A 26,096-nucleotide genomic window follows, 5' to 3' on the forward strand; every position below is an offset into this window, starting at 1 on the left:
CTGCGATGCCGTTAAAATCTATTTTTGAAAAAAACTCCACTTGGATTCAAGAAAAAACTGCGATTGATAAAGACTTTTTTAAGGATTTATCCAAAGGTCAGAGTCCTGAAATTTTATACATCGGATGTTCTGATAGTAGGGTGACTGCAGAAAAAATGATGGGTGCTAAACCTGGAGAGGTGTTTGTACACAGAAACATCGCCAATATGGTTCCCAATACGGATTTAAGCGCTATGTCCGTAATTGATTATGCCTTAACTCACTTAAAAGTGAATCATATTGTAGTTTGTGGGCATTATGAGTGTGGCGGTGTTAAAGCTGCTATGAAATCTGAAGATTTGGGGATTCTAAATCCGTGGCTTAGAAACATTAGAGATGTTTATAGGTTACACAAATCTGAACTAAATGCTATTAAAGATGAAGCAAGAAGGTACAATAGATTAATTGAACTGAACGTTCAGGAGCAATGTATTAATATTATTAAAACTTCTCAGTATCAAAAAGCATTTAAAGACAGAAACGTTACTGTACACGGTTGGGTTTTTGATATATCCGAGGGAAAATTGATAGACTTAGAAATTAATTTTGAGGGAATCTTAAAAGAGATTATGGAAATTTATAAACTCGATTAACAAACAAAAAAGCTTCTGAAAATTCAGAAGCTTTTTTGTTTGTTATTGATTGTAAGTATAAATGGCTTGCTTTAGATATTTTCTCTTATTTCTATGTACTAAGTAATTGACGATATTAAGAGCAAATCCCGCTAGACCAATGGTTAGATTGGCTGGTTTTATTTTGGTTTCGTCTGTTTCTTCTAAAACACCTGTATTGGGGTTGAATTGAGTACTTGATTCTCCTGTTTTTGCGTTAAGGATTGAGGTTTTGTTTGAGCTCTTTTATGGGTTGGTGTTCTCGACTCCGCTCGAACACCAACCCATAAAAAGCGAGTACCGAAAGCCTGACCCGTTAGGGTAACGCCCTAAGCTATAATGCTTTTAACAAATGCATCTATACTACTTACTCCGTGGACACCTATGTGTTTTACGAAAGCAGAGCCAATGATAGCTCCGTTCACGTGGCTACAAACGGTGTTAAAAGTTTCTTTACTAGAAATTCCAAAGCCTGCTATTAACGTGCTTTTTAAGTTGTAAGATTTAATTCTGTTAAAGTAAGCTATTTGCCCATCTGAAATGCTGCCTTTGGCTCCCGTGATAGAAGACGAAGCCACTACGTAAATAAAGGCCTCGGTTAACTCATCGATTTTTTTGATGCGCTCTTCTGAGGTTTGTGGCGTGATTAAAAACACATTAGATAGTCCGTATTTGGCAAATAGCGCTTTGTAGGTGTTCTCGTATTCAATCATGGGCATATCGGGCAAAACCAAAGTTTCAACCCCTACAGACTGACATTTTTCACAAAACTTCTCCGCTCCGTATCGCACTACCTGATTAAAGTACCCCATGGCTACTAACGGTATATTAATTTCGTTTTTTATTTCCTCTAGCTGGTTGAAAATAACATCTAAGTTAATTCCATTTTTTAAGGCAATAGAACTCGTGTGCTGAATGGTAGGACCGTCTGCCATTGGATCTGAATACGGCAACCCTACTTCTAAAAAATCTGCTCCCGCAGCTTCTAAATTCTTTACAATAGCACCCGTATCGTTTAATTGAGGATAACCTGATGTGAAATAAACAGAACATAATCTGTTTGGTTTTTCTTTGAATAATTGACTTAATTTACTCATTTCCTCTTTCTTCTCTTTTGTTTAACTCGGTGATGTATGTTGCCAAATCTTTATCTCCTCTACCTGACAGGTTGATTACAATTACTTGATCTTTTTTAAGTTCCATTTTGTTTAAAACGGCTAGCGCGTGAGATGTTTCCAGCGCAGGTATAATTCCTTCTATTTCGGTTAATTCAAATGCTGCATCCAAGGCTTCTTGGTCTGTAGCGTTTAAAAAAGTTCCTCTTTTACTATCAAACAAATGCGCGTGTAACGGTCCTACTCCTGGATAATCTAAACCTGCTGAAATAGAATATGGTTCTACAATTTGTCCGTATTCATCTTGCATTAAAATGGTTTTAGATCCGTGTATGACTCCTACTTGACCTAGTTGTGAGGTGGCTGCACTTTCTCCAGAATTTACTCCCAGTCCTGCTGCTTCTACAGCTATTAATTCTACCTCTTTATTATCCATAAAGTGATAAAAAGCTCCTGCTGCGTTGGAACCTCCTCCTACACAAGCAATAATGGTATCTGGATTTTCTTTTCCGGTTTGTTCTTTTAATTGCCATTTAATTTCTTCTGAAATGATGGCTTGTAAACGAGCTACCATATCCGGATACGGATGCGGCCCTACTACGGAACCTATAAGGTAATAGGTTTCTTCTGGATGCTGAATCCAATCTCTTATGGCTTCGTTAGTGGCATCTTTTAAAGTTTTAGAACCACTGGTAGCGGCTACTACTTTGGCTCCTAACATTTTCATACGTGCTACGTTTGGAGCTTGACGTTCTATATCTACCTCTCCCATGAACACAATGCACTCCAAATTCATTAAAGCACATACCGTTGCTGTAGCAACTCCATGTTGCCCTGCTCCTGTTTCTGCAATAATTCGTTTTTTTCCTAGGTGCTTCGCTATAAGTATTTGACCAATGGTATTGTTTACTTTATGAGCTCCTGTATGGTTTAAGTCTTCTCTTTTTAAGTAAATATGCGCTCCGTATTTGTCTGATAAATTGGGTGCGTAATATAATGGTGTTGGTCTACCTACGTATTGCTTTAACAGGTATAAGTATTCCTTTTGAAAAGCCTCTGAATGGATAATTTTTAAGTAATTATCTTCCAATTCTTGTACATTTGGATATAACAATTCTGGAATATATGCTCCTCCAAACTGTCCGTAATATCCGTTCTTATCTACTTGAAATTCTGACATATTTTTTTATTTATTTGTTGATGCGTGTATTTGTTTAAACGTTTGACCGATTACACAAAAAGCGAATCAACACTCCTTTATTTCTCTAAAAAATTGCTGTATCAAATTTACATTCTTAACAGCTGGTTCGTCTTCAAATTTGCTATTGATATCTAAAGCGTAAATAGGCAAATTTGTGTTTAATATTTCTTTTATTTTATCTATTTCTTCTACACCAATACCTCCACTTAAAATAAATGGTTTTTTTGATGGATATTGTTTTAACACCGACCAATCAAAGGTATATCCGTTCCCTCCTTTGTCTTTTCCCTTGGTATCAAAAAGAAAGTAATTTACAAAAGGTTCGTAGTTTTTAAGTACAGAAAAATCGAACTCATCTTTAATTGAAAAGACTTTAAATAGTTCAATATCTAAATCAAAACTGTTGAGTTCCTGACAATAAGCTACAGACTCTTTTCCGTGTAATTGCACAGCTTTAAACCCGTACTCCTTTACTTTATCTACTACAAAATTAATGGGTGCGTTTACAAATACTCCTGTTTTTTTGATGTTCTCATCAATTTCAGGAATTACCCCCTCAAAATTACGTGGCGATTTGGGATAAAATATAAATCCTAAATAATCGGGATGCAACCCAGCAACTGCTTGGATATTCTCCTTATATTTCATTCCACAAACTTTGATTTTCATGTTTTTATGATACTGAGTACTGAGTAGTTAGTGTTGACTTTGTACTTAACACTAACTACTTTGTGCTAATTTTACATTTGCCCAATAAACTCTTTACAGGCTTTTCCTGGGTTGTCTGTTTTCATAAAGTTTTCTCCAATTAAAAATCCTTGAAAACCATATTGTTTTAATCCCATAATAATTTTAGGATCACTAATTCCACTTTCAGACACCTTAATACAAGTATCTGGTATTTTAGAAGCTAACTCAATGGAATTCTCCAAATCCACCTTAAACGTGTTTAAGTTCCTGTTATTGATTCCAATAATTTTATCGTTGGCATCTATTTTATCTAGTTCTTCTTGGGTATGGATTTCGTACAACACATCCATTCCTAAATCTGTAGCTAACTGACCGTAGTTTTTTAACTCTTCTTTAGTTAAGCAAGCCGCTATCAACAAAATCACATCAGCACCAATTGCTTTGGCTTCTACGATTTGAAAAGCATCAACCACAAAATCTTTTCTTAGAATAGGCTTTACTTCATTAATACTACGCGCTTTCATTAAATCTACCATAGTACCTCCAAAAAAATGGGTATCTGTTAAAATAGATTGTGCAGCTACGTTCGCATCCAAATAACCATTGGTCACCTCTAAAATATCGGACTTATCATTGATAATTCCTTTAGATGGAGATTGCCTTTTAAACTCAGCTATGATTCCCGTAGAACCTACTTCTAACAAAGATTTTTTTAAAGAAAGAGGGGTTCTTTTAAAATTTGGACTTTCTACCAACTTTTTTATCTGAACCTCAGCTTTAATTTTTGCTACTTCTTCTTTTTTATAAGCTACTATTTTCTCTAAAATTGTCATATTATTTAATTATCAATGTACAAAGAGCTATGCACAATGTTTTTTTATGAATTCATAATTAATTTCTGTAAACTTTCCTTTGCTTTACCTCCCATCAAACTATCCTTCGCTTCTGCATAAGCATCTTTGAAAGATAATTTAGGTTCGAATGTTTTTAACGCAAATGCTGCATTGGTAAGTACCACATTATTTTGAGCTTCCGTTCCATTACCCTCTAATATGCTGTTAAAAATAGCCGCCGCTTCTGGCACACTATTTCCTCCATAAATTTCAGTTTGCTTAATTTGAGGTAAATTGAAATCAGAGGGTTTTAATATTTGTTCATCTTCTTTGGTATAAAGTTTAAATGCTCCTGTTAACGATATTTCATCGTAACCATCTAAGGCATGAACTACAGCAAAGTTTTCTGATGTTTTACTTAGAATATTTTTATATAAGTTTCCTACTTGCAAATTAAACACTCCTACTAGCTGATTTTGTGGCATACTTGGGTTTACCAATGGCCCTAACATGTTAAAAAATGTTTTCATTCCTAACTCTTTTCTAACAGGGCCTACAGCTGCCATAGCAGGATGAAACAAAGGGGCGTGTAAAAAGCAAATATTGGCTTTGTCTAATTGGGTTTTTAAAACACTTTCGTTATTGGTGAATTTGTATCCTAAGTACTCTAACATATTAGAAGAACCCGATGCTGATGAAACCCCATAATTACCGTGCTTGGCTACTTTGTGACCAGTTCCTGCAACAATAAAAGAAGTTAAGGTAGAAATATTAAAAGTGTTTTTACCATCTCCTCCCGTTCCACATAAATCTATCGTGTTAAAATCAGACAAATCAACTTTTAAAGCCAATTCCAACAACGCTTCTCTAAAACCTGTTAATTCTGCAACCGTAATCGGTCGCATTAGAAAAACTGTTAAAAAAGAAGCAATGTGTGAGTTGTTGAATTCACCATTAGCAATTTGAATTAAAACATCCTTAGCTTCTTGCTGAGTTAGTTTTTCGAATTCAAACAAACGAGTTAATATTTTTTTCATTTTTCTATTTGATATTGAGTGCTAACTGTAAAGCGTTGAATCAATGGTTGTATTATGACAATTTACTTTTCGCTTTTTCTATAAATTCTCTTACCATAGCTTCTCCATCTGGGGTTAAAATGGATTCTGGGTGGAATTGAACAGCACTAATATTGTATTTCTCATGTTCTATGGCCATAATTCCTCCATCTTCGTCCACACAAGTAACTTTTAATTCTTTAGGCATTGATTCTTTATCCGCAATCCAAGAATGATATCTTGCTGCCGTAAAAAAGGGTGGCAACTTTTTAAAGATTAAGGCCTCTTCATCAATCACTTTCATTTCAGTAGCTACACCATGAAAAACGTTGTCCATATTGATGATTTTCCCTCCAAACACTTCGGTAATCGCTTGTAAACCTAAACAAACCCCAAACATTGGTTTTTTGTCCGCATATTCTGCAATTACTTCTTTTAAAATTCCTGCTTCATCTGGAATTCCAGGTCCTGGAGACAACATAATTAGGTCGTACTCTCCTACTAATTCTAAAGGAATTTCGTCGTTTCTAAACACATCTGGAGTTTCCCCAGTAATCTCTTCTACCATATGAACTAAATTGTAGGTAAAAGAATCGTAATTATCTAGTATTAATATTTTCATGTCTTTTTAGTACTGAGTACTGAGTATTGAGTAATGAGTACAGTAGCTACGCTTACCTTGTACTTTGTACTATCTACTCTGCACTAATTTATATCTTCTCTGCCAACACCAAAGCTTTCTTTAATGCTGCCAACTTATTATTTACTTCTTGTAATTCTCCTTCTTCTGTAGAATCCATCACAATACCTGCTCCTGCTTGATAGTATAGCGTGTTATTCTTACTTACAAAAGATCTTATTGCTATGGCCAAATTCACTTCTCCTGTTAAACCAATAACTCCTACTGCTCCTCCGTAGAACCCTCTGCTTTGAGATTCGTAAGTATCAATTAACTGCATGGCTTTGTATTTAGGAGCTCCCGATAAAGTTCCGGCTGGAAAGGTATCCCCCACAATTTTTAATGGATCTCCTTTAATTTTTCCTTCTACAGTAGACACTAAATGAATTACGTGGCTAAAATACTGAACTTCCTTGAACACCTCAACATTTACATGATCCGCATGTTTACTCAAGTCATTCCTAGCCAAATCCACCAACATTACATGTTCTGCGGTTTCCTTTTTATCATTAGATAATTTTTCGCCCAATGCGTGGTCTTCTTTAGCGTTTCCTGTTCTTCTAAAAGTACCTGCAATAGGGTTGATGGTTGCTACTCCTTTCTGTACTTTAATTTGAGCTTCTGGCGATGATCCCATCAAGCGGAAATTCCCATAATCAAAATAAAACAAGTACGGAGATGGATTGATAGAACGTAAAGCTCTGTATAAATTAAAATCGTCTCCCTTGTATTTTTGTTGAAATTGTCTAGATAATACAATCTGAAAAACATCTCCTCTTTTACAATGTGCCTTTCCTTTTCTTACGTACTCCTTAAATTCCTCATCTGTACAGCTTGATGTTTCTGTACTATCATCATAAGAAAAATTTTGAGTTTGATAAGTTGGATTGTTTACAATCGTTACAATCTCATCGATATTAGCTTCTTCTCCTTCTGGTACATTCTCTATAATCACCATTTCATCATTAAAATGATTGATGGCTATTACGTACCTAAAAAAACTATAATGCAAAAGGGGAATAGCAGACTCTGCTTGCTTGGCTTTTAGTTTGATATTTTCAAAATACTGAACTGCATCATAGGTTGTGTATCCATACAACCCGTTAAACGATTTGTACTTTTCAGGAGAGTCCGTTTGAATCAAATCCGAATAATACTGAAATACTTCGTGGAAATTTCTTTGCAACGGAGCATTGCTTATCATTTCGTCCCTATAAGTCAAACTTAAAAAGTCGTTTTCTGCTTTGATATGAACCAATGGATCGACACCGATAAAGGTATAACTATCTTCTTTTGAATGATAGTCCGACCCTTCTAATAAAACAGTATTGGCAAAACGGTCTCTAAATCTCAAATACAGTGCTACAGGTGTAACCGTATCGGCCATTTGCTCCTTAATAACTGTCTTAAATTGTAATTTCTTCATAGGTATATACACTATAAAAAAAGGCTTATCGTGAGATAAGCCTTTATATATTTATTTATTTTTTAAAATACACAACAATACTCACGCTTAATTAATTAAGAGAGTACCACCACCAAGTATTTTTATTTGTCATTTCCATAGGGACAAATTTAACATAGATTTTTGGATTTGCAAATGATTTTATTTTTTTATTTCTCGGCTAGCATATTTGTTTTGCCTAAGTATTTATTCACAATTAGAAGTGAAAACGTAATTTCAAAAAATCTTCATTTCACCGTTGAATCAACCTCCTCTGTTTTGAAAATTAAAGTGTTTTTCACAAAGCGATTATTTCTACAGATTAGGAAAGTATGCCCAGCGATTGACCGATGCAAATGTAAATGTATGAGGTCCAAAATCTTTACCTTTGGGTCCAAATTTTTTGATAGTAAACGACACAAAGCCCTTTACATATTGTTGTCCAGTTTCCATACCCATCTCCGCTTGTATTTTTTGAGTTTCTAATTCATCCTCATCCAACTTCATATCTTCTACATGAGTAATCTCTAACGATGCTGCAGCAATAATATAGGCTGGGTACGTATCTGGCTGATAAATTTCGCTGTTAATAATTTTCTCCACATCTGGCTGCATAACTGCCTCAAAAGACGAACTTCTATCTAAATCGTGTAAAAACACCATCACCTCTGGCAACTCTTTCTGTTCTGTGGTGAGTATTGAATAAGGTGTCAAGGTAAAATTTCCAACCTCAAACTTTGGTGGTTTCAACCCTAATTTCACATCCAATGAAAGAGAAGAAATATTTGCTTCTTTCAAACCATCAAAGTTGCTTAAACTTACCGTAAAACTTGTAATTTTAGTATTTACTTCACCTGCCCTATTTCTACCTTCTGTCTTTAAAATAGCGTCATCACCATTCAATTTATCTGCATCAATATCTAAGATTCTCCCAACTAAGCAATATTCTGGATAAGGATCTTTATAATCGTACTCCTCCTCTGCATATTGCTCACCTTCATTAGTGCTCTTGGAATTAGAATTGTTTTTACAACTGGTAAACAGCACAGAACTAAATGCAAAACAAAAAATAAATTTTAAAATTTTCATAGCTTCATAATTTTAAATTAAGCACCTGTAAATGTATAACTTATCTTTCTTACATCGCTATGGAAAACAAATTTAAAATTGTCGATTTCAATAAATCATAAACAACTCTAAGGTGTTGGCCGTTAATAACCTTAAAATCTCAAGAGTGTTTTACTTCTCATATTTATAGCCTTTTGTACAACATCATACAACGATTACGAAACCAAAAAAAATGATCAATTTTAGGGACATTATTTATTTATGTCCTAAATATTTAAATACTTTGTTATTACTTATCTTTGCCTCAATTTCTTTTTACTTTATATATTATGAATTGGTACTTCAAAGCTTTAAAACAATACGCTAATTTTCACGGAAGAGCTAGACGCAAAGAGTATTTTTACTACTTGGTTATTAATAAAATATTATTCACGGTTTTCCATGAATTAGGGAAATATTTAGGTTTAGAATTCTTTTCTTTTGAAATTTTTAACACCGTGTTTCAAGCCAATTATTTGGGTACATTATACATTGCCCTTGTTCTAATTCCTTCTATTGCTGTAGGTGCTCGTAGGGTTCAAGATACTGGAAACCCTGGCTTATACGGCTTCCTTTTCCCTTACTGTATTTACTTAATTTTAAAAGAGGGTGATGCTGGTGCTAACAAGTATGGAATAAATCCTAAGACCCACACTCTTTAAAAAATAATCTATTCATTTCTCTATTTTTTGTATTTTTCGATGAAAATTTAAAAAAACAAAAAAATGGATTGGTATTTAAAGGTATTAAAACAGTACTCAGATTTTGACGGAAGAGCAAGAAGAAAAGAATATTGGATGTTCTTTTTATTTAATTTGATTATCTCTTGGTCATTACAAGGTATAGGTTTCGCTACTGGAATCAGTGCTATTGTTTATTTAGCGAGTATCTACGGATTGGTTGTGTTTCTACCTAGTTTGGCTGTTGCCGTCAGAAGACTACATGATGTAAACAAAAGTGGATGGTTTTTGCTTGTATCTTTAATTCCGTTGGTAGGAATTATTTGGCTTATTGTAGTATTAGCTACTGAAGGGGATAAAGGAACTAATCAATATGGTGCAGACCCAAAAAACCCAGTAAACGAATTGGATGAAATTGGAACTGCCGAAGTTTAGATAAAATCTAGTATTCATAGGTTAAAAAAGGCTCAACAGATTGTTGAGCCTTTTTTTTGTACTACATTTTTGTTGTGTAATAATTATAATCTTTGATAACCGTATCAATAAATTCTTCCACTTTCCCCTCTTCTAAAGGTTCTGTATCTATCACCATGACTATCTTTTCTTTCAGCTTTAGAAACAAACCATGATCTTTATTCTTTTGTGCTTTGATAAAGTTTTCTTTAATAATTCTCACATCGTTATCCGATAATTTAATTACAGATGGGTACGTCGGTTGGTAATCATTGTTTACTGTTTCATCTAAAATGGTGTGGCTAATATTCACTTTATTTCTTAAACTCACCACTGCCGTACCCGAAGCCATCCCCCCTAATCGCTGAGCTTTTTTTGAACTTCCGATAGTAACCAATCCTACAACCCCTGGTATAGGTATCGCTAAGTTGATATCTACAATACGCATCACCCATCGGATAAAAAAGTCCATAAATCCCGTTTGGTAGCCATCTATTTTTAGCACTTTTAATTTCATCACTTTTTTACCTACCGTCTGCCCTCCTAAAAAAGTCTCCGAGGCTAGCGTATAGAAAATCAAGGGAAGCGAGAACACAATCACAACTGCCATCGCAGACCAATAATCTGACGTGTTTGACCCTAAGTTCAGTTTAAAAACTTTAAATATTAAATAAGACATTAAACTGATATAAGAAAGCTTTACCAACACATCTATGAACCATGCTAATATTCTGTGGTTTAATTCAGCAGCCTTAAAATTTAAGTTCACATTTTGCGTAGTGGTAATTTGTATTTCTGCCATTTAATAGTGTAATTTGTTAACCTATGAGGGAGGTTGCTTTTATCAAACAAAATAAAGAAAAATGGATGCGTTTTGAAAACGCAATCAAAGAAAAAAACATCTCTGAGCCAGACGAGCTATCCAAACTTTACCTCCACTTAGTTAACGATTTAGCCTACGCACAAACATATTACAAAAAAAGCAAACTAGTGGTGTATTTAAACCATTTAACCATTCTTGCTTTTCAAAAGATTTACAAATCAAAAAAAGAACAAAAACACAAGTTGCTTTCTTTCTTTTTAGTAGAGGTTCCCTTGTTATTATTTCAATATCAAAAATACATTTTGTACTCATTTATTATTTTTGGAATTGCTGTTGCCACAGGGGTCATATCTGCCATTTATGATGACACCTTTGTAAGACTCATTTTATCTGATGGTTACGTAAATAAAACTTTAGAAAATATAGAAAACGGAAATCCGACTGCCGTTTATGCTGGAGGAACGAATTGGGGAAGTTTTATTGGCATTACTTTTAATAACTTATACGTAGGATTGAAGGCATTTGTGTTTGGAATTACCGGTGGCATAGGAACTGGATATGTATTGCTTAACAATGGAATTATGTTAGGTGCTTTTCAGTACTTTTTTGCGGAGCAAGGAGTTTTCTTAAAGAGTTTAAAAGGTATTTGGATACACGGAGCTATGGAAATTTTTGCAATTGTTATTGAAGGGGGAGCAGGCTTAATTCTTGGAGCGAGCATCTTATTTCCTAAATCCTATAAAAGAATAGACTCCTTTAAAAGAGGCATGAGAGATGCTTTAAAGATTATGATTGCCACATTTCCTTTTACTATTGCAGCGGGTTTCTTAGAAGGTTTTGTGTCTAGATACGGGAACGATATGCCTACGTTTTTAGCGTATTTCATCATTTCAAGCACATTGAGCTTTATTAGTTATTACTTTTTAATCTATCCTAAAAAAGTAGCAAAGCAAATAACTTTAAAGAGCGAATCATGAAACTGAAACTTATTACATACTACTTTTGTTTTTTTGTTTTTAGTTCTTTGAATACGTGGTCTCAAACTAAAGAACGTGCTTTTGAATACTCCGAGAGAACATTCCCTGAGCGATATAAGGACAACTACACCTCCAAAGATTATGTGTACGAAGTTCAGGAACCTTCTTTTATGATTCAATTAAAAAAGTGGTTGCTCGATGCTTTGATTAGGCTCTTAAACAACATAGGGGTATCTTCTCCTAACCTAAAATATTTCTCTACTTTTTTTTACATCGTAATAGCCTTGATTGCTATCTACATCATTGTTAAAATGATTTTAAAAAATGAAAGTCAGTGGATTTTTAGAAAAAAAAGAAAAGATAACTCTCTGATATACGAAACTGAAATAGAAAATATTGAAAAGGCAAATTTTAGCGAACTGGTCAGGTCATCTGTAACTAACAAAGATTTTAGACTTGCTACTAAATATTACTATCTATGGGTTCTTCAAAAATTATCTGAACGAGGATTGATAGAATTGAACAACTTAAAAACCAATGCAGATTATCAACTCGAAATAGAAGATTCCCAACACATCACCCTCTTCAAATCTGTTTCTTATTACTACAATTATGTTTGGTATGGCGAGTTTGCTATTGACGAAACGTCTTTTGATAAAATTAAAGAGACATACGCGCAACTTTTAAAAGATTTAGACCTATGAAAAAAGTAGTCTTCATACTTACAGGAGTTGTTATTCTGGTCATTGTTGTTTTGTTAGAATCCCAAAAGAAAAAAGACATTATTTGGGAAAAAACATACAATGAAAACAACACAAACCCTTATGATTTAAAAGTTTTTTACGAACAACTCACTAACATATACCCAAACAAAGATTTAATTAAACTCAAAAAAACTTTTTACGAGCATACTAAAAACGGTGCCTTTGCTCATTTAGAAAACAATAATTTGTATGTTAATATCGACAATCAGTACAGGCCAGATGCTGTTTCAGAAAGCACCCTTTTAAACTACATAGCTCAGGGAAATATAGCATTCATTAGTGCAGATTATTTTTCTACTTCTTTAACTGATTCGTTGAACATCACCCAGAATATTAAAAACTTAGCAATCAGTCAGGATTCTATGACTGTAAGTTCAAATCGTTCTAGTTATACGTATCTACCAAAACTAAGATACAATCAAACGATTTTTAAAGATTCTAGCAACATTAAAAGTATTGGAAATGTAGCTTATAGAGCCAATGACTCTATAATAACAAGCACCAATTATGTTGAAATTCCCTATAAAAAAGGAGTTTTTTACTTACACACCCAACCTGAGATTTTTAGTAATTATTATTTGCTAAAGATGGATGACCCTGAGTATGTAAATCAAATTTTATCTCTCGTTGCAGACAAGGTAATTCCAAGCAACCCATTAAGTTCTAAAATATACTTTGAAAGTAATTATAAAATAGATGATGATTTGATTAACAGCCCTTTGAGGTTTGTTAAAAAAAATAATGCTCTTAACCTTGCGTGGAATTTAATGTTGGTAGCCCTCGGGATATTTTTACTACTGAATGCTAAAAGAAAACAAAAAATTATTCCAATTATACCCCCCGTAAAAAACACAAGTTTGGAGTTTGTAGAAACTGTTACTACGCTGTATGAAGACAGTGATAATTTTCAGCCTATCATTCATCAAAAAATAAACGTTTTTTACAAAGACATTCGTCATCAGTACAACTTAATTACAGATACAACCAACAAACAGTTCATCAAACAATTGAGTCTTAAATCTGGTTACGATTACCAAAAAACTAAAGACCTCATCAGGTTGATTAACAATATTAAAAACAGAAAAACTTCTTCTATTTCTTTACTTTTAAAACTAAACAAGGAGATAGAAGAATTTTATAAAAAAACCACCGTATGGAAGAATTAGAATTTACAAGTAGAATAGATTTATCTGAATTACACAAAGGGATTAACACCATTAAATCAGAAATTTCAAAAGTAATTGTAGGACAAAAAAACATGGTAAATCTTTTATTGACAGCGCTTTTATCCGAAGGTCATGTATTGATAGAGGGGGTTCCAGGAGTTGCTAAAACGGTTACCGCAAAACTACTAGCAAAATCTTTAGCAGTGGGCTACCAGCGTATACAATTTACTCCAGATTTAATGCCTTCTGATGTGTTGGGTACTTCTATTTTTGATTTAAAAAAATCTGAATTCGAATTTAAAAAGGGACCTATTTTTTCTAACCTTGTTTTAATTGATGAAATTAACAGAGCTCCAGCCAAAACCCAAGCCGCGTTGTTTGAGGTGATGGAAGAAAGACAAGTTACTATTGATAGTGCAAAGTATAGTTTAGAAGCCCCTTATATGGTAATCGCTACCCAAAACCCTGTTGACCAAGAAGGAACGTATAGATTACCAGAAGCTCAGTTAGATCGTTTTTTATTTAAAATAGTGGTAGATTATCCAAACTTAGAAGATGAAATTGAAATTATTAGTAGAGAGCACAACGCAACCAAGCCTAAGCTAGATTTTATAGAGCAAAGCATTAGTCAGCAAGACATTTTAAAGTTTCAAGCTTTGGTTAAACAAATTGTAGTGGAGCCTCATTTAATAAAATATATTGCAGATATTGTGGTAAATACTCGTAACAACTCTTTTTTATACTTAGGAGCCTCTCCAAGAGCTTCCATTGCCTTGCTAAAAGCTTCCAAAGCCTTTGCAGCTATTAATGGTAGAGATTTTGTAACTCCAGAAGATATCAAACAAATTGCAGTTCCTGTATTACAGCACAGAGTTATTGTTACACCCGAGAGAGAAATGGAGGGTATTTCTGCTGCACAAATCATTAATGATAGTATTCAATCTACAGAAATACCCGCTTAGTAAATGCCACAAAACGCGACAAGTATTTTTAACCGAATAAAGGCATTTTACGGAAGCCTGTATCTAAACAATCTGTTTTTTTATTTGATTGGAGGACACGTTGTGCTTGCTGTGATTAGCTTTTTTATCCAACCTTTGTATAGTGTAAATATTGTTTTGTTATTTGTCACACTGGGGCTTGTTGTTGTTGATTTCTATATTTTGTATCGTACCAAAAATGGTATTGAGGCTGATAGGTTACTCCCTGAAAAATTCTCTAATAGCGATGAGAACACAGTAACCATTCATCTAAAAAACAACTATGCACTAAACATATATCTTAAAGTAATAGAAGAGTTGCCAGAACAGTTTCAGAAAAGAGATTTTTGTATTTCTAAAAACCTACAATCGCTAGAAAAAAAGACTATTCAATACAATCTTACCCCTTTGCAAAGAGGAGAATACTATTTTGGCTACACTCATGTTTTTGCTCGTACTAATTTTAATTTGGTAACCAGACGTTTTAAATTAAGCAAAGAAACAATGGTTAAAACCTACCCTTCTTTTCTAAAACTAAAACAATTTGATTTAAAAACAATCAATAGTCTTACCACTAGTTACGGAAATAAAAAAATAAGACGTATTGGAAATTCTTTTGAGTTTGAACAAATTAAAGAATACGTACAAGGCGATAATATTAGAGATATTAATTGGAAAGCCACTGCAAAAAAAAACCAGTTAATGGTTAATCAATTTATTGATGAAAAATCTCAACATATTTATATGCTTATCGACCGAGGGAGAACTATGAAAATGCCCTTTGAGAATTTGAGTTTGTTAGATTACGCCATTAATGCTTCTTTGGTTGTAAGTAATGTTGTTTTACAAAAACAAGACAAAGTGGGTTTGTTTTCTTTCTCTAAGAACATCAATGATTATGTTGCTTGTCAAAAAAGAAATCATCAATTAGGCTTGGTATTGGAATCTTTATACAAAGTTAAAACCAACTTTGAAGAGTCTGATTTTGGAGTGCTTTACGGAGCTGTAAAGCAATACATCAAACAACGAAGTTTACTTATTTTGTTTACCAATTTTGATAGTATGGATGCGCTGCAAAGGCAGATGCCTTATTTAAGAGCCATTAATAAAAGTCATTTGTTACTGGTTGTTTTCTTTAAGAATACAGAAATTCTAAACTTAGCAAAGCAAACAACAAACAACGAATCTCAAATTGTTAAAAAAGTAGTTGCAGAAAAGTTTATTTACGACAAAGAACAAATGGTGTTGGAACTAAATAAATACGGAATTCATGCTATTTTAACCACTCCCAAAAATTTAACGATAGATACCATCAACAAGTACATAGAAATGAAATCGAAAGGTTTAATTTAATTCTAACCTTAGCCCTACAGAAATGTTGAATGTATTTAAACTTTCTTTATTATCGCCATCCAGTTCTCGCTTTCTTTTGACCCCATTTTCCTCTATTTCAACCTCATTCAACGCTCCTGTTAAATAAGATAACTGCACTCCTAAGAAAAGGTTTTTGTATATATTATAATTGTACTCAAAATCATAATTTAAACCTATTGTATCCCCAGTTATTTTAAACGAACGATTCCCAGATTGTTCATCGTCGCTATAAGACAAATACCCCGGTGCGAAAGTTAAAAATAGTTGGTGTTTCTCTGTACTTCCAAAATTATATCTACTTGCTAGCGAAAATCCAATAAAGTTAGTTTGAATCGTGTTTTTTATGCCAAATTCAGTTACACCTGGATTATCATCATAAACAATAAGTATATCTTGTGTAACATGGCTGCTATAAAATCTACTGTATTTAAGCCCTACACCAATTGATTCTCCAAAAAAGTAATAAAAATCACCTCCAAAATTAACCCCAGATTTTAATTCATCTATGTGTTTTTTTAATGATGGACCAAAGCCACTAAATGTTTTCGCTGTACGATATCCTAATCCTCCCTGCAAAGCAAACCTGAACCTAGAAAAATCTTTATCTACTTTACGTTTATAATTATTTGGTATCTCAGAAACTTTATAATATTCTTTTTTTAGCTCTTTTATTTCTTCTTTGGGCAATAGAGTATTTCTAACCTCTCCATCCTTTACAAACCTAAAATAGTAATATACTTTATTTATTTTAGTTATTTGTGCATTTATAGAATCCCCCTTTTTAGTTACTATTAAATCTTGCGCAAATGATGAACTAAACATTGTCAATAGAAAAAGAGCAGTTATTATTGTATATTTTTTCATTATTTTATTTCTTTTGTTTGATCATATTTAGCCTCGAACGACTCAAACTCGTCTTTACCAGTTTTAAAGTCCACAAATTCCATGCTTGGTTTTCCTACAAAAAAACCAATATCTACGGAACATCTTAAATAATAGTGCTTACCAAACTCTACGTCTATTGGCAACTCTGTCTTAGATTCTGTTTTAGCCCAAATTGTATTTAAACCTTCTTTCCTTATCTTGATAGTCTCTTTAAAATTATTCTTTACTCTACAAAGAGTAGTGTCTCCAAGTTTTAAATTGTAAGATACTAAGGGACCAATTCCTTTATATCTGTACACATGCAACAATGCATAATCAGCACCTTCAATTATGGGCTCTTCATTTACCTGTTTAGCAAGTTCTTTGTCAGCATCCATGTAGTATAAGGTTGCTTTTAATCTATGACATGTACTTCCTAGAACTGAAGGAAATTTATGTTCCGTTATTTTTACCACGTTTGCTCCGATTTTTCTAGCTTGTAACTTTGCTATTTCTAGCATTGTCTCGTAATTACATTTTGTTGTAAATCCGGAGTCCCCCAACGAAACTTTCCCTATCTCTTTTAAGCCATCTGGAATTATTTCTTTTTCTGTAAAAACAAACAATTCTGCATCGTAAGAAAGTGCTTTTTGCTTTGATGTTATAACTGATTTTACTTTTGGACTACACGATGTTAAAAGCCCTGTTACTAAAAGTAGTAGTAATTTGAGTATCTTTTTCATTCTAAAAAACTGATTTTTATACAAAGGAACATATTTTATCAAAAATATTCTGCTTTTGTAGACTAAAAAAGAGATTCACTTAAGTTTTCTGTTAATTTTGTTATAACTAATTTCATCATAGCAACAAACATGAATAACCCATTATTACAACCATTCACTACCCCATATAGCACTGCTCCTTTTCAGCAAATTGAAAGTAAGCATTATCAACCTGCATTTGAGCAGGCTATTAAAGAAGCTAAACAAGAAATTGACGAGATTACCAACAATTCCGAACTTCCAACGTTCAAAAATACGATTGAAGCTCTAGAATTTTCTGGACATACTTTAAGTAATGTTTCATCTATCTTTTTCAACTTAAACTCTGCAGAGACCAACGATGAAATGCAAAAAATTGCACAAAAAGTTTCTCCACTATTAACCGCATTTTCCAATGATGTTAGCCTAAATGAAGTTTTGTTTGAGAGAGTAAAAACTGTTTACCAACAAAAGGATCATTTAGATTTAACGCCGGAGGCCGAGATGTTGTTAGAAAAAAAATACAAAGGTTTTTCTAGAAACGGTGCTAATCTTAACGACAAGGACAAAGATAAGTTAAGAGCAATTGATACTGAGCTTTCTAAATTGTCATTAACTTTTGGTGAAAACATATTGGCAGAAACTCAGAATTATGAACTTCTAATTACCAATGAAAAAGATTTGGCAGGACTGCCTGAAGGCGTGATAGAAGCTGCTGAGCAAACTGCCAAAAGCAAGGATAAAAAAGGATGGGTGTTTACGTTAGATTACCCTAGTTATATTCCTTTTATGACTTATGCTGACAATAGAAAGCTCCGCCAAGAAATAGCCATTGCTGCGGGTAAAAAAGGATTTCAAGATAATCAATTCAATAATGAGAAAATAGTTTTACGCATCGTAGCATTGAGAGCTCAGAGAGCTCAATTGCTCGGCTATCAATCTCACGCTCATTTTGTTTTAGAAGATCGTATGGCAGAATCTCCTGAAAAAGTAACGGAATTTTTGGAAGACTTTGTAAATAAGGCAAAGCCCAAAGCTACTGAGCAGTTTACCCAATTAAAAGACTTTGCTAAAAAGGATGGAGTTCACGATTTTCAAAAATGGGACAGTTCTTATTATAGCGAAAAACTAAAACAAGAATTATTTTCTTTTGATGAAGAGGCTTTAAAACCTTACTTTCAGTTAGAAAACGTGATTAATGGTTCTTTTGAAATTGCCAAGCGTTTATACGGACTTTCTTTTAAAGAAGTAGATACCATAGAAAAATATCACGCGGAGGTAAAAACTTACGAAGTAACCAATGAGCAAGGAGATTTTATAGCGATTTACTATGCCGATTTCCATCCAAGACCAGGGAAGCGTAATGGGGCATGGAAAACGGGCTACAAAAGTCAGTGGATTAAAGATGGTGAGAACTCTAGACCGCACATCTCAATTGTTTGTAATTTTACGAGACCTACTGAAACCAAACCTAGTTTATTAACTTTTAACGAGGTAACTACTTTATTTCACGAATTTGGACATGCTTTACACGGAATGTTAGCCAACACTACATATCCTAGTTTGTCTGGTACTTCTGTTTCTTGGGATTTTGTAGAATTGCCTAGCCAAGTAATGGAAAATTGGTGTTTCGAAAAAGAAGCTCTGGAACTGTTTGCTAAACATTATCAAACAGGCGAAATGATTCCTTTGGAGTTGGTGGAAAAAATTAAAAAAGCCGCTAATTTCTTAGAAGGATTACAAACTTTAAGACAGTTAAGCTTCGGAATTCTAGATATGGCCTGGCACGGCCGCAGGCCGTCCAGCTATGGCAGTAGCAATGTAAACGGTAACCCAAAAAGTATAAATGTAAAAGACTTCGAAAAGGAAGCATTTGCAAGTACACAATTATACCCAGATGTGGAAGAAAACTGTATGAGTACTTCGTTCTCTCACATTTTTCAAGGAGGCTATTCTGCGGGGTACTATTCTTATAAATGGGCAGAGGTTTTAGATGCGGATGCTTTTGAATATTTTTTAGAAACTGGAATTTTTAACAAAACAACCGCTACAAAATTCAAAGACTTTGTACTAAGTCAAGGAGGCACCCAAAACCCGATGGACTTGTACAAGCAGTTTAGAGGTCATGAACCTCAGCCCGATGCCTTGTTAAAAAGAGCAGGTTTGCTATCTTAAATTATACGGCCAGTTTATTCAACTAACTTATAATTTGACACATAACAACTAAACTATGAGCTGTTTATCAATATGATAAGCAGCTCTTTTTTTGTAATTTTAAACAAAAAACCATGAAAACTTTTTTAAGGCTTTTTCTTAGTGTTTGTATTATTTCTATTGCGACTTACTCTTGCAAATCTTCGCGCTTAAAGGATCATAACGTTTACGATGATCGATTTAACCTAAGTGACACCATTGCTATTGTAAACGAGGATGTAGACTATGAAATTATTATCATTGATGCTGGTTTTAACGTTTGGCTACAATCTACAGCGCAACCCAGAGGTTATTTTTCTCAAAATTATTTAGAAATCCAAAACTACCGATACGTAACTAGCTGGAATATTAGAGTTAATAATCCTGCTAGATATCCCAATTCTTTATACAACATCACTATTGATTACGACCAAAATATAGATTATGGCTACGAGGTAAATTATTTGTTGTATAATTATTTTCTCTATTTTCAGAAAAACTACCACCAAACACTGTAACCTCATTCATATTTTTAATTCTATAGCATGAAACCTAAACAACAACTTATCGTAGAGTTTTTACTACTATTTGTTATCTACCCCGTATTTTTGAGTTTATACAGCATTCCTTTAAGCATTAGACTCGTTTTTATTCCCTTAATTTTATTGTACCTAGCCTACATTAGTTATATAAACCGAACTGATTTATTTGAAAACACCAAACAGCAAAAACCTAAAGGATTTTGGAAAAACACTTTAATTTGGCTTATTTTAATTATCATTAGTAGTGTTCTTTTTATCAGATACACAGAACCTAATTTGTTACTTAAACCCATAACCACTCAACCATGGGTATGGTTAAAATTTGTTTTTATCTATACTTTTTTATCTGTTATTCCTCAAGAATTTATTTACCGTACTTTTTATTTTTATCGATACCATTCGTTGTTTAAAAATCAGACTATTTTTTTATTCTCTAATGCTCTTATATTTTCTTTAGCACATGTGCTTTTTAAAAGTTGGTTGATATTTGGAATTACATTTGTAGGAGGATTATTGTTTGCCTACACTTACAAAAAAACCAAATCTATCTTGTGGGTAAGCGTGGAACACGCTATTTATGGCAGCTGGTTATTTACTGTTGGCATGGGAAAAATGTTTGGCTTCCCCATTTAAATCAATAAAAATCAACAAAAACTAAAAAAGCGTTAATTGAATCATTTTCACTTAACCTCTTCATCTATATTATTTACTTTTGTTAACATAAAAAACGATTAAAAATGAACAAGTACGACGTAACCGTTATCGGTTCTGGACCTGGAGGATATGTTGCAGCTATACGATGCGCACAATTAGGATTAAAAACTGCTATTATTGAAAAGTACAGCACTATGGGTGGTACTTGTTTAAACGTTGGATGTATTCCTTCTAAAGCGTTGTTAGATTCTTCCCATCACTACCACGATGCTGTATCTCACTTTGATAAGCATGGAATTGGTGTGGATAATATCACTTTAGATTTTCCTAAAATGATTGAACGTAAAGGAGAGGTTGTTTCTCAAACTTCTGCGGGAATTAATTATTTAATGGACAAAAATAAAATTGATGTTTATGAAGGACGTGGAGAGTTTTTTGACACTACTCACATCAATATTCATAAAAATGATGGGTCTGTAGAAAAGATAGAATCAGCTAAAACTATTATTGCAACAGGATCTAAACCGGGATCTCTACCATTTATCAATATCGATAAAGAAAGAGTCATAACTTCTACAGAAGCTTTAAAACTAAAAGAGGTGCCAAAACACCTAATTGTTATTGGTGGTGGAGTTATTGGATTGGAGCTAGGACAAGTGTATAAACGTTTAGGGGCTGATGTTTCTGTGATAGAATATATGCCTAAGATTGTACCTGGAATGGATGCTATGCTATCTAAAGAATTACAAAAGTCTCTAAAAAAGCAAGGTTTAAAATTCTTTACTAGCCACAAAGTTACTTCTGTAACCAATACTGGCGGAGGTGTAAAGGTTACTGCTGATAATAAAAAAGGAGAGGAAGTGATTTTTGAAGGAGATTACACTTTAATTTCTGTAGGACGTGTTCCTTTTACCAAAGGATTAGGTTTGAACAATATTGGTATCAAAACTACAGACAGAGGACAAATAGAAACGAACGAACATTTACAAACCAACATAGAAAATATTTACGCGATTGGTGACGTGGTTAAAGGTGCTATGTTAGCTCACAAAGCAGAAGAGGAAGGAACCATGGTTGCTGAGATTATTGCGGGTGAAAAACCACATATAGATTATAACTTGATTCCTGGAGTTGTTTATACTTGGCCAGAAGTTGCTGCAGTTGGTAAAACTGAGGAGCAATTAAAAGAGGCTGGAGTTGTCTATAAATCTGGTTCTTTTAACATGAGAGCTTTAGGTAGAGCCAGAGCTTCTATGGATATAGATGGACAAGTAAAAGTATTGGCAGATGCTACTACGGATGAAATTTTAGGAGTTCATATGATTGGTGCTCGTGCTGCCGATATGATTGCTGAAGCTGTTGTTGCTATGGAATTTAGAGCATCCGCAGAAGATGTTTCTAGAATGTCTCATGCACACCCTACCTACACAGAAGCTATTAAAGAAGCTTGTTTGGCTGCTACAGCAGATAGAGCTATTCATGCTTAACAAATACAATTCTAACGATTTATTTAAACCGTTCAACTCAATTTGAACGGTTTTTACTTTTAATACAGCTATGAAAAAACCAATTCCTACACCTAAAGCTTGTTATTTAATAAAAGACAAAATCTACGCTTACTGCACTTGTCATTTAAGTGATACCAAACCTTACTGTGATGGTAGCCATAAAACAACGCAACAAAAACCCTTGTTATTTAAAGTAACAGAAAACGAAAGAACATTTTTATGTACGTGTGGTGCTACTAATAACGCTCCTTACTGTGACGGGTCACATTAATTTAAAATCTATCTAAGTGTAATTTTGTATAGATTTAGAAGATTATTTAAAATTATACAAATATGCCAGTAATAACATTAGAAAAAGGGAAAACCTATAAATATTGTACTTGTGGTCATTCCGCAAAAATGCCATTTTGTGATAGTGCTCACGTAACCAAAGGAGGTGGAAAACCTATTTTGTTTACTGCTGAAAAAGATGGTGGAGTCGCTATTTGTGGATGTGGTAAAAGTAAAAATAAGCCTTATTGTGATGGAAGTCACAATTCATAAAAAAAGCAGCCGATTGGCTGCTTTTTTTATGAATTGTATTTTCTCTTTTAGAGACCTATTTTTTTGAATAAAATTTTTGTGTTCTCTTCTAAAAAAGCATCACATGCCTTATACAAACCTTCTGCATATTTCTTACTATCTACCTTTACCCAAGTAGCATTTTTAGAAAATCTATCTTCCATAAAGGTTGGTCCATAAGAACTAAAGGAAGTAGGTGTAAAAGAAGATTGTTTTTGGTAAGCACTTACCTTTTCCTTTTTCATGACTCCACTTATTTCTATTGGCTTTTTTAACAATCCGTTGTACTGTCCTTCAGCCCCTGCTCCTACCTTTACTTTGCTGTAAGACACATTATATGTAGATCTAATATAATCCACTGTGGTTGCTCCCTTAAACCCAATGCTTCCAAACACCCCTAATTTTGTAGGAGCTTTTGGAGCAACAATTGCATAATCTGCTGCCAATCTTAAATTGGTATTTATTTTTACTTTGGCCACTTTACTTAAGCTACCTAAGTTAAATCCTTTTGAAGATTCCTCAGAGTAAACCACGTATAAGTCGATGTCTACTACAAAAGCATTATCTAATTGTTTAGAGATAATTGGAGCATTAAAATAACCTCCCCATAATCCTTTTTTTACTTTTCCTGATTTTGATCTTTTCTTGTATAAAAAAGAATAGCCCGTAGGTATACTTGTTAAAACACCAGGAAATCCTGATTCTTTTACGTAAGGACCTGTTTCTTTTTCCCAACCGTCAAATATCTCAATTTTCTGTGCCTGCTCGATATTCACTATTTCGAATCCCTTTGCCTTGTAATCTGCAACAAATTCAGTGTATAATTGATCTGTCTTAACCTGTATGTCGTCTTTGATAATTCCTGATAAACCGATGGCAGCTCTTGCAGTGGCATCTCCAGTTCTTTTACCTCTAAATCCAGACGAACCTGTCTTAACATCAATGGCTTCCTTGTAAATTTCATAATTCACATTAAAAGAATTGATGAATAGTTTTTTTGTTGCTTTTTTCATTTTAGAAGCTCCATAAGTTTTACCTGAAACTTTAGCCTCTGAAATATTTTGCGCAGTTAGCGTGACTCCACAAAATAAGATAATAAGTAAATGTTTTTTCATGTTTGAGTTTTAGTTATTATTGTATAGTTTTTGGTTTGTCATTGCATTTGTTCAAGAAATTAAACTCCTAAGATTTGTCCAGAAATAACTATTTCTTCGTTCTTAGCGTTCTTGAGCACCAAACTCTCAAAAACGCAATCTACTGTAGTGCTTCCTTTGGAATTGGTTCTTACAATCACTGAACCTGTAGTACCGTAATAGTTTTCTCCATCAATAAATAGCCTAACTGCAACTTTACCTGAATCAGGGTTTCTCTCTTCAGAAGTAGTTGCTTGTATTGGGTAGGTGCCTGTGCTAATATCTGTATCAGCCTTAAAATTAAAGTTTACAGATTTTTGTGAACCATCACAAAACTTGGTTCTCATTGTAATTAGTCTTTGGTCGGTTTCTATTTTATTGCGTGTCTGTGCAGTGCATTCAATATCGCCAGGCAGTAACAAGAACGAATACGTTTTTTCTACTTCAATTTCGTCTGTACTTACTTTTAAAGAGTTGTAAAAAGTATTGTCTGATGATTTGGATACGTTTACTTCGTTGATGGTATTGTCTGCTTTTAATGATAAAGCATATGACAAATCTTTATCAACATCTTTCCAAACGTACTCTTTACCACTGATAATAAATCCGGGCAATTCTATTTCAGAACCATCGTTTTTTTCAGGATTGGTATCTATAAACAACATTCCCGAGCTAGAAAAAGTAAACGTTAATTTTTGGTTCTTTACATACGGAGCGTTACCAATAGCAGTCTCGGTATTAAAATTTACCACTTGGGTTGGATACTTAGATTTTAAAACTTCTATAAAATCTTTTTGAGCTTGTGTTAAGTCCCCTTCTCCGTCTTCCTGCTTTTCTTCTTGTTTTTCTTCCGAGGACATCGAATCATCTGCATCAGAGCTACAGGATGTTAGCATAAATGTAGAAGAAATAAGTAGTACAAATAATTTAAGTAAAAATTCTCTTATCATGATTATTGATTTAGTTACTCAATAATCAAAGTAAGAGAAATTATTATCATTTGTAAATACGGTATTTACCGTAGTTTTATTGATTAAACACCGTTAACCCCATAGATACCATTACATAAAAACCTGAAAAAGGTCTGGCTCCTATTTCTGCGGAATAGACGGGTCTTGCCCAAGACTTTGTTCTACCCACATAAGGTCTTACTTGCCAATGCATACCTGCTCTAAACCCAATACTACCTTCAGTATCAATATCAAAATTATCGTTACCACTAAAAGAATTTACAGGCAGCAACAATGCATCTATATAGATTCTCGTTCTACCTTGTCCGTACTTAGCAACATTGTTTTCCCCAACAAGCGCTTTAACAAATGCCTGCGTTATTTTTTCCAATCCTAAATATACCCCAAACATAGAGTAACTGATATCTAATTCTGTAGAGAAACTTTGTTCGAACGTAAAGCTAGATTTTCTGTAATATAAACCTCCCCTAGCTCCGTACTGATTTTTGTAAGTTCCGTTTACGTTGATAAATTTTGTCGTAGTACCAGATCTTGACTGTCCATCTTTATTCGTAATCCTCCCGTATTTTGAGCCCAAAATGACAGGTACTTCTTTCGTTTTGTTTTTAATTTTTAGGGGCGTAAATACACCCGCTTCAAATTGAGTTCCAAATCCACTTCCTGCGATGTTAAATAAATTCACCCTCCAAAGCGCTTCGGCTTTAATTCTGTCTGTAATTTTCCAAAAACCATTCGCTCCCACAAATAGAGCTGCTTCATTAAACTCCCCATTAAAGTCACCTCCAAAAATTTCTGCAGTGATATAATTTTCAGACAACGTTTCTGGATTGTTTTCTACTATTTTATAGTTTATACTTTGACTGTAGCTGTATATAGAAATTGTTAGCGCTACAAGTAATAATTGCTTTTTCATTTGAT

General features: G+C 33.7%; 28 protein-coding genes. 14 read left to right on the forward strand and 14 right to left on the reverse strand.

The window, feature by feature from the left end; all coding sequences use genetic code 11:
- The first annotated feature begins 5 nt into the window (after positions 1-5).
- Complete coding sequence (locus ACXGQW_RS04440; RefSeq protein ID WP_457823892.1) at positions 6-632, forward strand: carbonic anhydrase; 627 nt, start codon at positions 6-8, stop codon at positions 630-632.
- Positions 633-979: 347 nt separating this feature from the next.
- Here the strand turns inward: ACXGQW_RS04440 and trpA are convergent, their stop codons facing one another.
- From trpA to ACXGQW_RS04480, 8 genes are all read right to left on the reverse strand, one after another.
- Complete coding sequence (trpA, locus tag ACXGQW_RS04445; RefSeq protein ID WP_457823893.1) at positions 980-1,747, reverse strand: tryptophan synthase subunit alpha; 768 nt, start codon at positions 1,745-1,747, stop codon at positions 980-982.
- Positions 1,740-2,945 carry a tryptophan synthase subunit beta gene (trpB, locus tag ACXGQW_RS04450; protein ID WP_457823894.1) on the reverse strand — a complete coding sequence of 402 codons (1,206 nt, stop codon included), beginning with the start codon at positions 2,943-2,945 and terminating at the stop codon, positions 1,740-1,742. The genes trpA and trpB overlap by 8 nt, the downstream gene beginning before the upstream one ends.
- 66 nt (positions 2,946-3,011) lie before the next feature.
- Positions 3,012-3,635, reverse strand: coding sequence for a phosphoribosylanthranilate isomerase (locus tag ACXGQW_RS04455; RefSeq protein ID WP_457823895.1), 624 nt, complete (start codon positions 3,633-3,635; stop codon positions 3,012-3,014).
- A 71-nt stretch (positions 3,636-3,706) separates the two neighbouring features.
- The gene (gene trpC / locus ACXGQW_RS04460) at positions 3,707-4,489 is read right to left on the reverse strand and encodes an indole-3-glycerol phosphate synthase TrpC (RefSeq protein WP_457823896.1); all 783 of its coding nucleotides are present in this window, start codon (positions 4,487-4,489) and stop codon (positions 3,707-3,709) included.
- A 44-nt stretch (positions 4,490-4,533) separates the two neighbouring features.
- Positions 4,534-5,526 (reverse strand): anthranilate phosphoribosyltransferase, encoded by a 993-nt coding sequence (gene trpD, locus ACXGQW_RS04465; RefSeq protein WP_457823897.1) that lies wholly within the window; start codon positions 5,524-5,526, stop codon positions 4,534-4,536.
- Positions 5,527-5,578: 52 nt separating this feature from the next.
- The gene (locus tag ACXGQW_RS04470) at positions 5,579-6,166 is read right to left on the reverse strand and encodes an anthranilate synthase component II (protein WP_457823898.1); all 588 of its coding nucleotides are present in this window, start codon (positions 6,164-6,166) and stop codon (positions 5,579-5,581) included.
- An 88-nt stretch (positions 6,167-6,254) separates the two neighbouring features.
- Positions 6,255-7,649, reverse strand: coding sequence for an anthranilate synthase component I family protein (locus ACXGQW_RS04475; protein ID WP_457823899.1), 1,395 nt, complete (start codon positions 7,647-7,649; stop codon positions 6,255-6,257).
- A 333-nt stretch (positions 7,650-7,982) separates the two neighbouring features.
- Positions 7,983-8,756: a hypothetical protein gene (locus ACXGQW_RS04480; RefSeq protein ID WP_457823900.1), complete on the reverse strand. Its 774-nt coding sequence runs from the start codon at positions 8,754-8,756 to the stop codon at positions 7,983-7,985.
- Between the two features lie 308 nt (positions 8,757-9,064).
- On the opposite strand from ACXGQW_RS04480, the gene ACXGQW_RS04485 reads away from it, so the two are divergent.
- Positions 9,065-9,436, forward strand: a complete 372-nt coding sequence (locus tag ACXGQW_RS04485) for a DUF805 domain-containing protein (protein ID WP_457823901.1) — start codon at positions 9,065-9,067, stop codon at positions 9,434-9,436.
- 63 nt (positions 9,437-9,499) lie between these two features.
- Positions 9,500-9,889 carry a DUF805 domain-containing protein gene (locus ACXGQW_RS04490; protein ID WP_457823902.1) on the forward strand — a complete coding sequence of 130 codons (390 nt, stop codon included), beginning with the start codon at positions 9,500-9,502 and terminating at the stop codon, positions 9,887-9,889.
- A 61-nt stretch (positions 9,890-9,950) separates the two neighbouring features.
- On the opposite strand, the gene ACXGQW_RS04495 is transcribed toward ACXGQW_RS04490, so the two are convergent.
- A complete protein-coding gene (locus tag ACXGQW_RS04495) occupies positions 9,951-10,709 on the reverse strand; it encodes an RDD family protein (RefSeq protein WP_457823903.1) in 759 nt (252 codons plus the stop codon).
- A gap of 23 nt (positions 10,710-10,732) precedes the next feature.
- Here ACXGQW_RS04495 and ACXGQW_RS04500 point away from each other — a divergent pair, with 23 nt between their 5' ends.
- Genes ACXGQW_RS04500 through ACXGQW_RS04520 form a run of 5 tightly spaced genes read left to right on the forward strand, consistent with a single transcriptional unit; the run spans position 10,733 to position 15,970 of the window.
- On the forward strand, positions 10,733-11,707 hold the full coding sequence (locus ACXGQW_RS04500) for a stage II sporulation protein M (protein WP_457823904.1): 975 nt from the start codon (positions 10,733-10,735) through the stop codon (positions 11,705-11,707).
- A complete protein-coding gene (locus ACXGQW_RS04505; RefSeq protein ID WP_457823905.1) occupies positions 11,704-12,411 on the forward strand; it encodes a hypothetical protein in 708 nt (235 codons plus the stop codon). Before ACXGQW_RS04500 ends, ACXGQW_RS04505 begins: the two co-directional genes overlap by 4 nt.
- Positions 12,408-13,637, forward strand: coding sequence for a hypothetical protein (locus tag ACXGQW_RS04510; protein ID WP_457823906.1), 1,230 nt, complete (start codon positions 12,408-12,410; stop codon positions 13,635-13,637). The genes ACXGQW_RS04505 and ACXGQW_RS04510 overlap by 4 nt, the downstream gene beginning before the upstream one ends.
- A complete protein-coding gene (locus tag ACXGQW_RS04515; RefSeq protein WP_457823907.1) occupies positions 13,625-14,599 on the forward strand; it encodes an AAA family ATPase in 975 nt (324 codons plus the stop codon). The genes ACXGQW_RS04510 and ACXGQW_RS04515 overlap by 13 nt, the downstream gene beginning before the upstream one ends.
- A 3-nt stretch (positions 14,600-14,602) precedes the next feature.
- Complete coding sequence (locus tag ACXGQW_RS04520) at positions 14,603-15,970, forward strand: DUF58 domain-containing protein (RefSeq protein ID WP_457823908.1); 1,368 nt, start codon at positions 14,603-14,605, stop codon at positions 15,968-15,970.
- Here the strand turns inward: ACXGQW_RS04520 and ACXGQW_RS04525 are convergent.
- Together ACXGQW_RS04525 and ACXGQW_RS04530 are read right to left on the reverse strand one after the other, a co-directional pair.
- Entirely contained in the window at positions 15,962-16,855 is an 894-nt protein-coding gene (locus ACXGQW_RS04525; RefSeq protein ID WP_457823909.1) for an outer membrane beta-barrel protein, read from the reverse strand. The genes ACXGQW_RS04520 and ACXGQW_RS04525 overlap by 9 nt on opposite strands.
- Positions 16,855-17,598 (reverse strand): hypothetical protein, encoded by a 744-nt coding sequence (locus tag ACXGQW_RS04530; RefSeq protein WP_457823910.1) that lies wholly within the window; start codon positions 17,596-17,598, stop codon positions 16,855-16,857. Before ACXGQW_RS04530 ends, ACXGQW_RS04525 begins: the two co-directional genes overlap by 1 nt.
- Before the next feature lie 129 nt (positions 17,599-17,727).
- Here ACXGQW_RS04530 and ACXGQW_RS04535 point away from each other — a divergent pair, with 129 nt between their 5' ends.
- The 6 genes from ACXGQW_RS04535 to ACXGQW_RS04560 all read left to right on the forward strand — a co-directional run bounded on the left by ACXGQW_RS04535 (position 17,728) and on the right by ACXGQW_RS04560 (position 23,056).
- Positions 17,728-19,791: a M3 family metallopeptidase gene (locus tag ACXGQW_RS04535; RefSeq protein WP_457823911.1), complete on the forward strand. Its 2,064-nt coding sequence runs from the start codon at positions 17,728-17,730 to the stop codon at positions 19,789-19,791.
- A 113-nt stretch (positions 19,792-19,904) separates the two neighbouring features.
- Positions 19,905-20,327 carry a DUF6146 family protein gene (locus ACXGQW_RS04540; protein ID WP_457823912.1) on the forward strand — a complete coding sequence of 141 codons (423 nt, stop codon included), beginning with the start codon at positions 19,905-19,907 and terminating at the stop codon, positions 20,325-20,327.
- 27 nt (positions 20,328-20,354) lie between these two features.
- Positions 20,355-20,984 carry a CPBP family intramembrane glutamic endopeptidase gene (locus ACXGQW_RS04545; protein ID WP_457823913.1) on the forward strand — a complete coding sequence of 210 codons (630 nt, stop codon included), beginning with the start codon at positions 20,355-20,357 and terminating at the stop codon, positions 20,982-20,984.
- Between the two features lie 104 nt (positions 20,985-21,088).
- The gene (gene lpdA, locus ACXGQW_RS04550) at positions 21,089-22,492 is read left to right on the forward strand and encodes a dihydrolipoyl dehydrogenase (RefSeq protein WP_457823914.1); all 1,404 of its coding nucleotides are present in this window, start codon (positions 21,089-21,091) and stop codon (positions 22,490-22,492) included.
- Between the two features lie 70 nt (positions 22,493-22,562).
- Complete coding sequence (locus tag ACXGQW_RS04555; protein WP_457823915.1) at positions 22,563-22,784, forward strand: CDGSH iron-sulfur domain-containing protein; 222 nt, start codon at positions 22,563-22,565, stop codon at positions 22,782-22,784.
- Positions 22,785-22,846: 62 nt separating this feature from the next.
- Positions 22,847-23,056, forward strand: coding sequence for a CDGSH iron-sulfur domain-containing protein (locus ACXGQW_RS04560; protein WP_457823916.1), 210 nt, complete (start codon positions 22,847-22,849; stop codon positions 23,054-23,056).
- Between the two features lie 47 nt (positions 23,057-23,103).
- On the opposite strand, the gene ACXGQW_RS04565 is transcribed toward ACXGQW_RS04560, so the two are convergent.
- From ACXGQW_RS04565 to ACXGQW_RS04575, 3 genes are all read right to left on the reverse strand, one after another.
- Positions 23,104-24,189: a hypothetical protein gene (locus tag ACXGQW_RS04565; RefSeq protein ID WP_457823917.1), complete on the reverse strand. Its 1,086-nt coding sequence runs from the start codon at positions 24,187-24,189 to the stop codon at positions 23,104-23,106.
- 59 nt (positions 24,190-24,248) lie between these two features.
- Positions 24,249-25,157, reverse strand: coding sequence for a hypothetical protein (locus ACXGQW_RS04570; protein ID WP_457823918.1), 909 nt, complete (start codon positions 25,155-25,157; stop codon positions 24,249-24,251).
- A gap of 76 nt (positions 25,158-25,233) precedes the next feature.
- Complete coding sequence (locus ACXGQW_RS04575; protein ID WP_457823919.1) at positions 25,234-26,091, reverse strand: hypothetical protein; 858 nt, start codon at positions 26,089-26,091, stop codon at positions 25,234-25,236.
- Positions 26,092-26,096: the final 5 nt, after the last annotated feature.

The sequence above is a fragment of the Wenyingzhuangia sp. IMCC45533 genome (assembly GCF_054111225.1).

Bases quoted from the DNA above. Each gene is read 5' to 3' on its own strand.
- trpB (WP_457823894.1), bottom strand. From the start codon at position 2,945: ATGTCAGAATTTCAAGTAGATAAGAACGGATATTACGGACAGTTTGGA.
- ACXGQW_RS04520 (WP_457823908.1), top strand. From the start codon at position 14,603: ATGCCACAAAACGCGACAAGTATTTTTAACCGAATAAAGGCATTTTAC.
- ACXGQW_RS04440 (WP_457823892.1), top strand. From the start codon at position 6: ATGCCGTTAAAATCTATTTTTGAAAAAAACTCCACTTGGATTCAAGAA.
- ACXGQW_RS04455 (WP_457823895.1), bottom strand. From the start codon at position 3,635: ATGAAAATCAAAGTTTGTGGAATGAAATATAAGGAGAATATCCAAGCA.
- ACXGQW_RS04560 (WP_457823916.1), top strand. From the start codon at position 22,847: ATGCCAGTAATAACATTAGAAAAAGGGAAAACCTATAAATATTGTACT.
- ACXGQW_RS04555 (WP_457823915.1), top strand. From the start codon at position 22,563: ATGAAAAAACCAATTCCTACACCTAAAGCTTGTTATTTAATAAAAGAC.
- lpdA (WP_457823914.1), top strand. From the start codon at position 21,089: ATGAACAAGTACGACGTAACCGTTATCGGTTCTGGACCTGGAGGATAT.
- ACXGQW_RS04510 (WP_457823906.1), top strand. From the start codon at position 12,408: ATGAAAAAAGTAGTCTTCATACTTACAGGAGTTGTTATTCTGGTCATT.
- ACXGQW_RS04515 (WP_457823907.1), top strand. From the start codon at position 13,625: ATGGAAGAATTAGAATTTACAAGTAGAATAGATTTATCTGAATTACAC.
- ACXGQW_RS04570 (WP_457823918.1), bottom strand. From the start codon at position 25,157: ATGATAAGAGAATTTTTACTTAAATTATTTGTACTACTTATTTCTTCT.
- ACXGQW_RS04470 (WP_457823898.1), bottom strand. From the start codon at position 6,166: ATGAAAATATTAATACTAGATAATTACGATTCTTTTACCTACAATTTA.
- ACXGQW_RS04485 (WP_457823901.1), top strand. From the start codon at position 9,065: ATGAATTGGTACTTCAAAGCTTTAAAACAATACGCTAATTTTCACGGA.
- ACXGQW_RS04565 (WP_457823917.1), bottom strand. From the start codon at position 24,189: ATGAAAAAACATTTACTTATTATCTTATTTTGTGGAGTCACGCTAACT.
- ACXGQW_RS04535 (WP_457823911.1), top strand. From the start codon at position 17,728: ATGAATAACCCATTATTACAACCATTCACTACCCCATATAGCACTGCT.
- trpA (WP_457823893.1), bottom strand. From the start codon at position 1,747: ATGAGTAAATTAAGTCAATTATTCAAAGAAAAACCAAACAGATTATGT.
- ACXGQW_RS04540 (WP_457823912.1), top strand. From the start codon at position 19,905: ATGAAAACTTTTTTAAGGCTTTTTCTTAGTGTTTGTATTATTTCTATT.
- ACXGQW_RS04575 (WP_457823919.1), bottom strand. From the start codon at position 26,091: ATGAAAAAGCAATTATTACTTGTAGCGCTAACAATTTCTATATACAGC.
- ACXGQW_RS04480 (WP_457823900.1), bottom strand. From the start codon at position 8,756: ATGAAAATTTTAAAATTTATTTTTTGTTTTGCATTTAGTTCTGTGCTG.
- ACXGQW_RS04495 (WP_457823903.1), bottom strand. From the start codon at position 10,709: ATGGCAGAAATACAAATTACCACTACGCAAAATGTGAACTTAAATTTT.
- ACXGQW_RS04505 (WP_457823905.1), top strand. From the start codon at position 11,704: ATGAAACTGAAACTTATTACATACTACTTTTGTTTTTTTGTTTTTAGT.
- ACXGQW_RS04525 (WP_457823909.1), bottom strand. From the start codon at position 16,855: ATGAAAAAATATACAATAATAACTGCTCTTTTTCTATTGACAATGTTT.
- trpD (WP_457823897.1), bottom strand. From the start codon at position 5,526: ATGAAAAAAATATTAACTCGTTTGTTTGAATTCGAAAAACTAACTCAG.
- ACXGQW_RS04490 (WP_457823902.1), top strand. From the start codon at position 9,500: ATGGATTGGTATTTAAAGGTATTAAAACAGTACTCAGATTTTGACGGA.
- ACXGQW_RS04475 (WP_457823899.1), bottom strand. From the start codon at position 7,649: ATGAAGAAATTACAATTTAAGACAGTTATTAAGGAGCAAATGGCCGAT.
- ACXGQW_RS04530 (WP_457823910.1), bottom strand. From the start codon at position 17,598: ATGAAAAAGATACTCAAATTACTACTACTTTTAGTAACAGGGCTTTTA.
- ACXGQW_RS04500 (WP_457823904.1), top strand. From the start codon at position 10,733: ATGAGGGAGGTTGCTTTTATCAAACAAAATAAAGAAAAATGGATGCGT.
- ACXGQW_RS04545 (WP_457823913.1), top strand. From the start codon at position 20,355: ATGAAACCTAAACAACAACTTATCGTAGAGTTTTTACTACTATTTGTT.
- trpC (WP_457823896.1), bottom strand. From the start codon at position 4,489: ATGACAATTTTAGAGAAAATAGTAGCTTATAAAAAAGAAGAAGTAGCA.